The 11,889-nt window shown below is 58.4% G+C and carries 12 protein-coding genes; 4 read left to right on the top strand and 8 right to left on the bottom strand.

Features of this window, described 5'->3' with window-relative positions; genetic code table 11:
• The 3 genes from CWM58_RS23125 to CWM58_RS23115 all read left to right on the top strand — a co-directional run.
• The coding region (locus CWM58_RS23125) for a sodium ion-translocating decarboxylase subunit beta (RefSeq protein ID WP_133122435.1) at window positions 1-596 on the top strand (596 nt) is incomplete at its 5' end.
• Between the two features lie 166 nt (window positions 597-762).
• A complete protein-coding gene (locus CWM58_RS23120) occupies window positions 763-2,391 on the top strand; it encodes a sensor histidine kinase (RefSeq protein WP_100681882.1) in 1,629 nt (542 codons plus the stop codon).
• Window positions 2,384-3,088, top strand: coding sequence for a response regulator (locus CWM58_RS23115; RefSeq protein WP_061155811.1), 705 nt, complete (start codon window positions 2,384-2,386; stop codon window positions 3,086-3,088). Before CWM58_RS23120 ends, CWM58_RS23115 begins: the two co-directional genes overlap by 8 nt.
• A 5-nt stretch (window positions 3,089-3,093) precedes the next feature.
• On the opposite strand, the gene CWM58_RS23110 is transcribed toward CWM58_RS23115, so the two are convergent.
• Window positions 3,094-3,723 (bottom strand): hypothetical protein, encoded by a 630-nt coding sequence (locus CWM58_RS23110; RefSeq protein WP_100681876.1) that lies wholly within the window; start codon window positions 3,721-3,723, stop codon window positions 3,094-3,096.
• A 92-nt stretch (window positions 3,724-3,815) separates the two neighbouring features.
• Here CWM58_RS23110 and CWM58_RS23105 point away from each other — a divergent pair, with 92 nt between their 5' ends.
• Window positions 3,816-4,745: a LysR family transcriptional regulator gene (locus CWM58_RS23105; protein WP_100681875.1), complete on the top strand. Its 930-nt coding sequence runs from the start codon at window positions 3,816-3,818 to the stop codon at window positions 4,743-4,745.
• On the opposite strand, the gene CWM58_RS23100 is transcribed toward CWM58_RS23105, so the two are convergent.
• From CWM58_RS23100 to ribF, 7 genes are all read right to left on the bottom strand, one after another.
• A complete protein-coding gene (locus tag CWM58_RS23100; RefSeq protein ID WP_100681874.1) occupies window positions 4,693-5,058 on the bottom strand; it encodes a DUF805 domain-containing protein in 366 nt (121 codons plus the stop codon). The two genes, CWM58_RS23105 and CWM58_RS23100, sit on opposite strands and share 53 nt — an antisense overlap.
• Before the next feature lie 30 nt (window positions 5,059-5,088).
• Entirely contained in the window at window positions 5,089-6,003 is a 915-nt protein-coding gene (gene rihC, locus CWM58_RS23095; RefSeq protein WP_100681873.1) for a ribonucleoside hydrolase RihC, read from the bottom strand.
• Between the two features lie 66 nt (window positions 6,004-6,069).
• Window positions 6,070-7,020, bottom strand: a complete 951-nt coding sequence (ispH, locus tag CWM58_RS23090; RefSeq protein ID WP_100681872.1) for a 4-hydroxy-3-methylbut-2-enyl diphosphate reductase — start codon at window positions 7,018-7,020, stop codon at window positions 6,070-6,072.
• Between the two features lies 1 nt (window position 7,021).
• A complete protein-coding gene (fkpB, locus tag CWM58_RS23085; RefSeq protein WP_061155819.1) occupies window positions 7,022-7,471 on the bottom strand; it encodes an FKBP-type peptidyl-prolyl cis-trans isomerase in 450 nt (149 codons plus the stop codon).
• A 117-nt stretch (window positions 7,472-7,588) separates the two neighbouring features.
• Window positions 7,589-8,089 (bottom strand): signal peptidase II, encoded by a 501-nt coding sequence (lspA, locus tag CWM58_RS23080; RefSeq protein WP_061155820.1) that lies wholly within the window; start codon window positions 8,087-8,089, stop codon window positions 7,589-7,591.
• Window positions 8,089-10,905 carry an isoleucine--tRNA ligase gene (ileS, locus tag CWM58_RS23075; protein ID WP_061156417.1) on the bottom strand — a complete coding sequence of 939 codons (2,817 nt, stop codon included), beginning with the start codon at window positions 10,903-10,905 and terminating at the stop codon, window positions 8,089-8,091. The genes lspA and ileS overlap by 1 nt, the downstream gene beginning before the upstream one ends.
• Before the next feature lie 43 nt (window positions 10,906-10,948).
• On the bottom strand, window positions 10,949-11,887 hold the full coding sequence (ribF, locus tag CWM58_RS23070; protein WP_061155821.1) for a bifunctional riboflavin kinase/FAD synthetase: 939 nt from the start codon (window positions 11,885-11,887) through the stop codon (window positions 10,949-10,951).
• Window positions 11,888-11,889 lie beyond the last annotated feature (2 nt).

Raw genomic sequence — 11,889 nt, 5'->3', positions numbered from 1 at the left:
TCCAGCCGCCGATCATGAAGGCGCTGACCACGAATAAGGAGCGGAAGATCCGCATGGTGCAGCTGCGCACGGTGAGCCGGCGGGAGAAGATCCTCTTCCCGGCGGTGCTGTTGCTGCTGGTGGCGCTGCTGCTGCCGGACGCCGCGCCGCTGCTGGGGATGTTCTGCTTCGGCAACCTGATGCGCGAGAGCGGCGTGGTGGACCGGCTGAGCGACACGGTGCAGAACGCGCTGATCAACATCGTGACCATTTTCCTCGGGCTGTCGGTGGGGGCCAAGCTGGTGGCGGACAAGTTCCTGCAGCCGCAGACGCTGGGCATTCTGCTGCTGGGGGTGATCGCCTTCTGCGTGGGTACCGCGGCCGGGGTGCTGATGGCGAAGCTGATGAATATCTTCAGCAAACATAAAATCAACCCGCTGATCGGCTCGGCGGGGGTGTCGGCGGTGCCGATGGCGGCAAGGGTGTCGAACAAAGTGGGTCTGGAGGCAGACGGGCAGAACTTCCTGCTGATGCACGCCATGGGCCCGAACGTGGCCGGGGTGATCGGCTCGGCGATCGCCGCCGGGGTGATGCTCAAGTACGTGCTGGCGATGTAGGCCGGTATCCTTCCCGGAGGTGTGGCTGTCGCCCCGCCTCCGGGGCAGGATTAACAAGCAAGCTCCTGCGATCGATCACTTTTCTGAAAATAGCGGTTCTGTGCGCCATCAGCGGGTTCTCGGGCCGCGAAACGGGGAAAATAACCTTTTCATGTCCATTGGCGCTATGTACACCCGAAAAATCACCCACTGGTTTGCCCGGCGATCGTTTCAGAATCGCATCTTCCTGCTGATCTTATTTACCTCGACGATCGTCATGCTGGCGATGTCATGGTATCTGACAGACATTACCGAGGAGCGTCTGCATTATCAGGTCGGGCAACGGGCGCTGATTCAGGCAATGCAGATTTCGGCGATGCCGGAGCTGGTGGAGGCGGTACAGAAACGCGATCTCGCCAGAATCAAAGCCCTTATCGACCCCATGCGTTCGTTCTCCGACGCCACCTACATCACCGTCGGTGATGCCAGCGGCCAGCGCCTCTATCACGTCAATCCTGATGAAATCGGCAAATCGATGGAAGGCGGCGATAGCGATGAGGCGTTGATAAACGCCAAAAGCTACGTGTCAGTGCGCAAAGGCTCGCTGGGATCCTCCTTGCGCGGTAAATCGCCGATTCAGGACGAAACCGGCAAGGTGATCGGCATTGTGTCGGTAGGCTATACCATCGAGCAACTGGAGAACTGGCTCAGCCTGCAGATAAGCTCGCTGCTGATCCCGATGGCCATCATGTTACTGCTCCTGCTCTATTGCGCTCGCCGCTTCTCACTGCATATCAAAAAGCAGATGCTCAATATGGAACCCCAACAGCTGTCACAGCTGTTGATCCAGCAAAGCGTGTTGTTTGAATCGGTATTCGAAGGGCTTATCGCCATCGACTCCGGTTATAAAATCACTGCAATTAATCAGACTGCCCGCCGTCTGCTCAATTTGAGTCAGCCGGAACCGACGCTTATCGGCAAAGGGATCAACAGCGTTATCTCGCAGGAGACCTTTTTCTACGATGCGCCACAGGCCAATAAAAAAGACGAAATCGTCACCTTCAATCAGATCAAAGTGATCGCCAGCCGGATGGCGGTGATCTTAAACAATGAGCCACAGGGTTGGGTGATCAGCTTTCGCAGCAAAGACGATATCAACACCCTTAGCCTGCAGCTCAGCCAGGTGCAACAGTACGCCGATAACCTGCGCGCCGTGCAGCATGAGCATCGCAATCTGATCTCCACTATCGCTGGCCTGCTGTTTCTTAAACGCTACGATCATGCGCTGGATCTGATCCAACAGCAGTCGGAAAGTCACCAGAAGGTGATCGATTTTATCGCGCGGAATTTCCAGGATAACCATCTGGCCGGACTGTTGATCGGCAAGTATTACCGGGCCAAAGAGCTCGGTCTGGAGCTGGTTTTCGATCCGGCCTGCTTCGTTGACAGATTACCCACCGCCCTTTCTCACAATGAATGGATCTCGATCGTGGGGAATCTGCTTGATAACGCCTACAATGCCAGCCTGCGTCAGCCGCAGGGGTCAAGGCAGATAGAATGCCTGATCAACAGCGACGGTCACGAAGTGATCATTGAGATCGCCGACCAGGGATGCGGCATTGACGAGGCGCTGCGCGACAGGATCTTCGAGCGCGGCGTCACCAGCAGTACCAGCAAAGATCATGGTATCGGACTCTGGCTGGTACGCAGTTATGTGGAACAGGCAGGCGGCAGCATTGTCGTCGAAAATAATATTCCTTTTGGCTCCATCTTTACGCTTTATATCCCCCTGACCCGAGATGAACATCATGGATAGCATCACTACTCTTATCGTTGAAGACGAACCTATGCTGGCGGAGATCCTGGTGGATAACATTAAACAGTTTCCCCAGTTCGACGTCATTGGCATTGCGGATAAGCTTGAGAGCGCCAGGAAACAGCTCAGGCTGTATCAACCGCAGCTGATCCTGCTGGATAATTTTTTACCCGACGGCAAAGGTATCGATCTGATCCGCCATGCTGTCAGTACGCATTACAAGGGACGGATTATCTTTATTACCGCAGATAATCACATGGATACCATCAGCGAAGCGCTGCGTCTTGGGGTGTTCGATTACCTGATTAAGCCGGTGCACTATCAGCGCCTGCAGCACACGCTGGAGCGCTTTGCCCGCTATCGTAGCTCGCTGCGCTCCAGCGAACAGGCCAGCCAGATCCATGTCGACGCGCTGTTTAATATTCAGGCTCGGGAGCAAACGGAACCCGCCAGCGCACCGCTGCGCGGGATCGATGAAAGTACCTTTCAGCGCGTGCTCCAGCTGTTTGCCGACCCATCGGTGGTACATACCGCCGACTCGCTGGCCCGTATCCTCGGCAGCAGCAAAACCACCGCCCGCCGTTATCTGGAGCAAGGCGTGAAGAACGACTTTCTGGAAGCGGAAATCAGCTACGGCAAGGTTGGCCGACCTGAGCGCATCTATCACGGCAAGCAGACCCATCCTGAGCAGAGATAAAACGCTTACGCCAGGGTATAGCTGACCACCAGTTGCCCCTTCTTCATTTTAAGCTGGCTGACGACGACGTCGCCCAGCTCCGCCAGACGGGCGACGTGGGTGCCACCGCAGGGATAAGCGGGCAGTTCGCCAAATCCCACCTGGCGTAGGCCATCAGCGAACGTCACCTGACGCGGTAAGTCCTGCGCCTGCCAGGACTTCACCGGCGCCAACAGCGCGCTGGCGTCCGGCAGCGCGGCATTGTTCCTGCTGGTGAAGGTTATCCGCCCTTCGCCGGGCCAGTGGTGCGCTTTCACCGGTTGCCAGCCAAGCTGTTCGCCCGCCAGGCCAAGCAGGTGGCCAGCAGAATGCAGACGGGCATGCAGCTGTCTCGCGGAGGCATCAATTTTCATCTCCACGTCACCGAGGAGAAGCGGTTGCGACAGGATATGCAGCACGCTGTCGCCGCGCACAATAACCGTCTCAACCACCTGCCCGGCTATCCAGCCGCGGTCTGCCGGTTGACCGCCCCCTTGCGGGTGAAACAACGTCCGATCCAGTTCGATGGCGTAACGGCCATCCGCTTCTGCAGTGCAGGCGATGATCTGGGCGCGCCCGTCGGTAGCATCGCTGGTGTAATAAACTCGTTCAGTCATGGTGATTCTCCTCTCTGTCCGACCAGTATATTGATAATATCGACAGCGATAATCCCACCACCCGCCAATGCACTTTTGCTCCGGGAGCACAAATGAATCTGAACCTCCTGCCGGACCTCGCCCTCTTCGTCCAGATAGTCGACCAGGGCAGCTTTTCCGCCGTCGCCCGCCAGAGCGGCCTGACGCCCTCCGCCGTGAGCCGCAGCGTGTCGCGGCTGGAGCGGGAGATGGGCAGCAAGCTGCTGCATCGTACCACCCGTAAGCTGCGACTGAGCGATGCCGGGGAAACGGTGTATCAGCATGCCCAGCAGATGCTGGAAGCGGCGCGGCAGGCGATAGATTCCGCCAGCAGTCGCCAAACGGTCGCTCAGGGAAAGCTGACGCTCAGCGTACCGAAAGCCGTCGGCCGCTTTGTGATCCACCCGCTGATGATGGCGTTTTTCCACCGCTACCCGCAGGTTGACGTCTGCCTGCGGCTGGAAGATCGCCCTCTGGATTTTATCGATGACGGTATTGATTTGGCGCTGCGCATCACCGATACCCCTTCCCCTGGTCTGCATGGCAAACCGCTGATACCGGTCATGCATGTTATCTGCGCCACTGAGGCGTATTTACAACGGCACGGTATGCCGCACACGCCGCAGGATCTGCGCGCGCATAGCTGCATCAGCCTTGGCGAAACGCCCGCCGATGCGCGCTGGAAGTTCCGCCGGGAAGGGAAAAGCGAAACGGTGCAAACCTACGGGCGGTACGCCGCCAACCATACCGCCGTACGCCTCGACGCGGTTAAGCAGCATCTGGGCATTGGCAGCCTGCCGCTGTTTACCGCTCGCGAGGCGCTGGCGAAGGGCGATATCGTGCAGGTGCTGCCCGAGTGGGAATTCATCAGCAGCTACTCCGGCGATCTGTGGCTGCTGTGGGCGGGAGATAAACATATGCCCGCCAGGATGCGGGCGATGATTGATTATCTCAGCGAGACGGTGCCGGCGCTGAACGCAGGCAGCACAGAGCCAGCGAAATAATTGCAAACCACGGAATGATAACCCCCAGCACAAACCAGATCCCGGAGCGGCCGATATCATGCATCCGCCGGCAGCCAACAGCCAGCAAGGGGAGCGCCATCAGCAGCAGCCAGAGCGCGGCAAAGGGAATGACAACAAAGCTGAGGATGCCGTATTGAGGGTTAACAAGGGTGGCCAGACTCCAGGCGGCCACTGGCGCGGTGGCGATCAGCACATTGATAAGAAAAAACGTCCAAAACTGCTGCCGGCTGGCGCAGCCGCTAAAATTAAAGGTCTCTTTCCAGCCGCTCAAATACGCCTGTCCATAGGTCATTGCTTCTTTCCTTGAAAATCGAGTGATTTATCACGGCGCCAGGGCAATCACCTCCGCAGCCCAGCGCTGAAACCCTTCCACATCGATATCGAGCGCCACCAGAGCGTTCGCCGGCTGGCCCAGTCGTCCTTCGATATCCACCACCGTGGTGCCCGCGGTCCAGGTCCCCTGCGTCTCCACCGCCACAAAGCACGGCTGGAGAGTGAACAGTTCCGGGCGCGCCAGCCACGCAATAGCGCAGAGATCGTGCATTCGCAAACCACTGCTCATGCTGCCGCTGCGATAGTGGCTAAACAGAGCATGAAGCATTTTACCGGTCTGGTTCAGCGTCGGTAGCGTCGTCAGGTAATCTGCCGCCAGCAGCGCTCGGTTGGTGACGTCCAGCCCGCACATCACAATCTCCAGCCCGCTGTGGAACACTTTCGCGGCGGCTTCCGGGTCGATAGCGATATTGAATTCCGCATTCGGCGTGAAGTTGCCGCGCCCCGCGGAACCGCCCATGATCACCAGCCGGCGAATGTTGAACACGCATTCCGGGTACTGGGTCAGCAGCAGCGCTATATTGGTCAGCGGGCCAATCGCCACCAGAGTAATCGGCTCGGCAGCGTGCATCAATGCATCGCGGATCGCCTGGAAGGCCGGCTTCGCCAGCGGCTGACGTTGATGCTCAACAAAGTCATACCCCTCCATGCCGGATTCGCCATGCACCGAGGCGGCGTCGCGCAACGGACGCACCAGCGGCATCGACGCCCCTTGCGCCAGCGGCACATCGGCATTCCAGAAGTGCAGCAGCTGCAGCGCGTTACGGGTCGTCTTCTCCACCGAAACGTTGCCCGCCACGGTGGTCATCAGTTGCAGCTCCAGCTCGGGCGCGAACAGCGCCGCGGCAATGGCGGCAGCATCGTCGATGCCCGGGTCAGTATCAAGAATGATCGGTAAGCGCATGGTTTCTCCCTAAAAAAATGCCAGACGTTAAGTCTGGCATCTTCTCATACTGCTGGAGGAAAGAACTTACTCTACTTCACGGACATCCACACGCAGCTCTTTCGGCACTTCAAAGACGATATTCTCTTCCCGGCCTTCCAGTGGCACGGCTTCGCCGCCGCCCAGCTCCTGCAGGCGGGTAATGACGTTCTGCACCAGAATATCCGGCGCCGATGCGCCCGCTGTCACGCCGACGCAGGCCGCATCCTTGACCCACGCTTCCTGAATATCAGAGGCGTCGTCAATCAGGTAAGCCGCTTTGCCCATTCGCTGCGCCAGCTCGGCGAGGCGGTTAGAGTTTGAGGAGTTTTTCGACCCGACCACCAGCACCACGTCAGCCTGCTCCGCCAGCGCGCGCACGGCTTCCTGGCGATTGGTGGTGGCATAGCAAATGTCATCTTTGCGCGGACCGACGATTTTCGGAAAACGCGCGCGCAGGGCGTCAATAACGTCAGACGTATCGTCGACGGAGAGCGTGGTCTGGGTCATAAACGACAGCCGGGCGTCATTTTTGACTTCCAGCGTCAACACGTCTTCCGGCGACTCGACCAGGTACATGCCCCCTTGCGGGTTATTATACTGCCCCATAGTGCCTTCGACTTCCGGGTGGCCGGCGTGGCCAATCAGAATCGACTCTTCGCCGCGGCGGCTGGCGCGGGCGACTTCCATATGGACTTTCGTCACCAGCGGACAGGTGGCATCGAACACCGTCAGGTCGCGGCTCTTCGCTTCGTTGCGTACCGCCTGCGAAACACCGTGGGCGGAGAAAATCAGGATTGCGCCGTCCGGCACTTCGCTGATCTGTTCGATAAAAATGGCGCCGCGCTTACGCAGGCTATCCACGACATAGCGGTTGTGCACCACTTCATGGCGAACATAAATCGGTGCGCCATACAGCGTCAGCGCGTTTTCTACAATGCTGATAGCGCGGTCAACGCCAGCGCAAAAACCGCGCGGGTTAGCCAACAGGATCTGCATGTTACTCCTCCAGCGCCGGATCGATCTCCAGCACTTCAATATCAAAATGAACGGTGCGCCCGGCCAGCGGATGGTTGAAGTCGACGGTGATGGAATCGCCGTTGACTTCGCGGATCACGCCAGGCATTTCGCTGCCATCCATTGCGGTAAAGAGCATAATCGCGCCGATTTCCGGCTCGCCAGCATCGATAAACTCACGGCGAGAGAAATACTGAATCAGGTCCGGGCTCGTTACGCCGAAGGCGGCGTCAGGCTCCAGCGAAAAGGCTTTTTTCTCCCCCTCTTTCAGACCGAGAAGCTGTTGCTCCAGCCCTTCAGACAGAGAGGTGTCGCCGAGGCGAAACAGCGCCGGTTTGCCGTTGCTGCGCGTGGACTCGGCGGTGGAGCCGTCGTCCAGTTTCAGTGTGAAGTGCACCAGTACCGCGCTGTTGCTCTGTACGGATTTAGACATGCAAATTGCTCGCTTGTTTTAGGTCACCGGTTGCCCGGTGGCGCTATGCTAACCGGGCCGACGGGCGGCCACAAATTCTGTAGGCCGGGTAAGCGTAGCGCCACCCGGCATTGACATTTACGCCTGCTCTTTCGCGGCCGGTTTCGGCAAGAAACCTTCCAGCACAATCAGCGCTGCGCCGATGCAGATCGCACTATCGGCGAGGTTGAAGGTGGCGAAATGCCAGTCGCCGACGTAGAAGTCGATCATATCGACCACGAAGCCGTGCCACAGGCGATCGAATAAGTTACCCAGCGCACCACCGATAATCAGGGCGTAGGCAATATTGTTCAGCTTTTGCGTCGCCTTCGAACGGTACATCAGTACCGTCAGTACCACACAAATGCCGAGCGCGATCCCGGAAAAGAACCAGCGCTGCCAGCCGCCGCTGTCGGCGAGGAAACTAAACGCCGCGCCATAGTTGCGGGCATAATGCAGATTAAGCGACGGGAACAGCGGAACCGTCTCCCCCAGAGCGAAGTTCTGGAGGATCAGGAATTTGCTGCCCAGATCGATAATCAGCACGGCTACGACGACCCACAGCCAGCGTAGCCCCGTTGAACAGATCGATTTACTCATCAGGCGAATTTACGTTGCTCGCCGTCACCGGCGACGTTACTGACACAGCGACCGCAGATTTCTGCGTGTTCCGCTACCTTGCCGACGTCACTGGTGTAATGCCAGCAGCGTGGGCACTTCTCGCCCTCGGCTTTGCTCAGGACCACTTTCAGCCCTTTCAGCAGATCGCTCTGCCAGGCATCAGCCGGCGCCTGGGCATAATCGGCAACGTTGGCGCCGGAGGTCAACAGGACAAATCGTAATTCATCGCCCAGCGCGTTGAGCTTGGCCGCCAGGTCGGCATCGGCATACAGCGTGACCGCTGCTTCCAGAGAGCCGCCGACTTTCTTATCCGCACGCGCCTGCTCGATCACCTTGTTGACTTCGCCGCGTACCTTCAGCAGCTCATCCCAGAAACCGTCGTTCATCGCTTCGTCGTCGGCCAGGCCGAACAGACCTTCATACCACTCGCCGGTGAAGACATATTTCTCACGATCGCCCGGCAGGTAGCCCCAGATTTCGTCCGCGGTGAAGGACATGATCGGCGCCATCCAGCGCACCAGCGCTTCCACGATGTGGAACAACGCGGTCTGGCAGCTGCGACGCGCCACGCTGTCCGCTTTCGCGGTGTACTGGCGGTCTTTAATGATGTCGAGGTAGAACGAGCCCATCTCGATGGAGCAGAAGCGCATCAGGCGCTGTACCACTTCATGGAAGTCGTAGGATTCGTAGGCTTTCAGGATATCTTCCTGTGCCGCCTGCGCGCAGCCGACCGCCCAGCGGTCCAGCACCACCATCTCTTCCGGTTTAACCATGTCTTTCGCCGGATCGAAACCGTTCAGGTTCGCCAGCAGGAAGCGGGCGGTGTTACGGATACGACGATAGCTGTCCGCGGCGCGTTTGAGGATCTCATCGGAGACCGCCATTTCGCCGGTGTAGTCGGTGGAGGCCACCCACAGACGCAGGATATCGGCGCCCAGCTTGTTCATCACGTCCTGCGGGCTAACGGTGTTACCGATAGACTTGGACATTTTGCGGCCCTGACCATCGACGGTGAAGCCGTGGGTCAGTACCTGACGGTATGGCGCTTTGCCTTTCATCGCCGTGGAAATCATCAGCGAGGACATAAACCAGCCGCGATGCTGGTCGGAGCCTTCCAGATACATATCGGCGGCGTGGCCGGCGAATTCCGGACGCACATCAACCACGGAAGAGTGGGTCGACCCGGAGTCAAACCACACGTCGAGGGTATCCGGCACTTTCTCGTAGCTGTCGGCGTCAGCGCCAAGGATGTCGCGGGAATCGAGATCCCACCACGCCTGGATGCCGTCAACCTCAACGCGTTTTGCCACTTCTTCCATCAGTTCAAGGGTACGCGGGTGCAGTTCGTGGGTCTCTTTGTGCACGAACAGCGACATCGGCACGCCCCAGGTACGCTGACGGGAGATACACCAGTCAGGACGGTTAGCAACCATCGATTCGATACGCGCCTGGCCCCAGTCCGGGATCCACTGCACGCCTTTGATCTCTTTCAGCGACTGCGCGCGCAGGCCTTTCTGATCCATGCTCACGAACCACTGCGGAGTGGCGCGGAAGATGATCGGCGATTTGTGGCGCCAGCAGCACGGATAGCTGTGCTGCATTTTTTCCACGTGCAGCAGCGCGCCGCTGTCACGCAGCATCTCAACGATGATGTCGTTGGCTTTGAAGACGTTGATGCCATCCAGAGACGGATAGGTACCAGGCAGGTAAGCACCGTCCGGGCCAACCGGGTTGGCGATTTCCAGACCGTATTTCTGGCTGATGGTGTAGTCGTCCGGACCGTGGCCGCCGGCGGTATGCACCGCACCGGTACCCGCGTCCAGCGTCACGTGGTCGCCAAGGATCGCCGGCACGTCGAAATCGAGGAACGGATGCTTAAAGCGCATCAGTTCAAGCTCGGCGCCTTGTACCGCCGCCAGGATGGTGTAATCCGCCACGCCAAGGCGCTTCATCACACTCTCAACCAGATCTTTCGCCAGGATCAGCGCCTGACCGTCAACCTGCACCAGCGCGTAGTCGAATTCCGGCGACAGAGAGATGGCGCGGTTAGCCGGCAGGGTCCACGGCGTGGTGGTCCAGATAACCAGCGACACCGGGCCGTTGACGTCGGCCACGCCGAATTTCGCCAGTACCGCGGCTTTATCTACCGCGTGGAACGCCACGTCGATAGACGGAGACGTTTTGTCGTAATACTCCACTTCCGCTTCCGCCAGCGCGGAACGGCAGTCAACGCACCAGTGCACTGGCTTAGCGCCTTTATGCAGGTGGCCATTGCCGATGATTTTACCCAGCGCACGGATGATGTTGGCTTCGGTTTTAAAGTCCATGGTCAGGTACGGACGCGACCAGTCGCCCAGCACGCCCAGGCGGATAAAGTCTTTACGCTGACCGTCGATCTGCTCAGCGGCATATTCACGGCACTTGGCGCGGAATTCAGCGGCGGTGAATTTCTCACCCGGCTTACCGTATTGCTGCTCGACTTTCAGTTCGATCGGCAGACCGTGACAGTCCCAGCCCGGAACGTACGGCGAGTCATAGCCCGTCAGTCCTTTGGACTTAACGATAATGTCTTTCAGAATCTTGTTAACTGAGTGACCAATATGAATGCTGCCATTCGCATAAGGAGGGCCATCATGCAGAATGAAGGTTTTTTTGCCTTTTTTGGCTGCACGAATGATGCCGTACAGGTCATCATCGGTCCAACGCGCCAGCATTCCCGGTTCGCGTTTGGCGAGGTCGCCACGCATAGGGAACCCTGTTTCCGGCAAATTCAGGGTCGATTTATAGTCACTCATCAGATTCTCGGTTCCGTATTTCGGTTTGATAAACACCAGTGGCTCAGGCCAGCCTGGTGAGCCCAAATAATTCGCGGGCCGTTAACTCATCACGTGCGATTTGCGCCTTCAGCTCGTCCAGCGACGCAAACCGCTGCTCATTACGTATTTTTTTACGCAGTACTACATTGATATGGCGACCGTAGAGGTCCATTACAACGTCCAACAGATGTACTTCAAGCTGCTGACGCACCCCCGATACCGTTGGACGGGTGCCAATATTGGCGACGCCCGCTATCGGTTTGTCGCCCAGCCCTGTTACTTCTACCGCATAGACCCCTTTAACCGGGGAAACCTGACGACGCAGCGGTAAGTTCGCCGTAGGAAAACCTATGGTACGGCCCAGTTCATCACCATGAACGACGCGTCCGGAGATGCTAAACGGATGGCCCAGCAGCGTCTCCGCCAGCAGGAGATCGTCATCGGCCAGCGCCTGGCGCACCGCCGTACTGCTGATACGCACCCCACCCTCGCAGAAGGTCTGGGTGCTGGTCACGTCGAAGCCGTATTCCGCTCCGGCCTTTTGCAATAACAAGAAATCCCCCTGGCGACCAGCGCCAAAGCGGAAATCATCACCGACGGCAAGGAACTGCACACCCAGGCGGCGCACCAGCAGTTCACTGATAAAATCCTGCGCGGTCAGCGCGGCGAAACGGCGGTCAAACCGCACGCACAGCACATAGTCGACCCCGCTTTCAGCCAGATAGCTCAGCTTCTCACGCAGGCGGGTCAAGCGCGCCGGGGCTTTATCGGCGGCAAATAGCTCCAGCGGCTGGGGTTCGAAAATCATCACCACCACCGGTAAACCGCGCTGGCGGCCCTCTTCGCGCAACCGCTGCAACAGTGCCTGATGCCCACGATGCACGCCGTCAAAATTGCCAATGGTCAGCACGCACCCGTGCGGCGCCTGACTGAGATTATGTATGCCGCGTATCAGCTTCATGT

It is taken from the genome of Klebsiella sp. H-Nf2 (genome assembly GCF_002806645.1).
In the GTDB taxonomy this organism is placed as follows: Bacteria; Pseudomonadota; Gammaproteobacteria; order Enterobacterales; family Enterobacteriaceae; genus Klebsiella; species Klebsiella variicola.
This window is presented reverse-complemented; position numbering and strand designations above follow the sequence as displayed.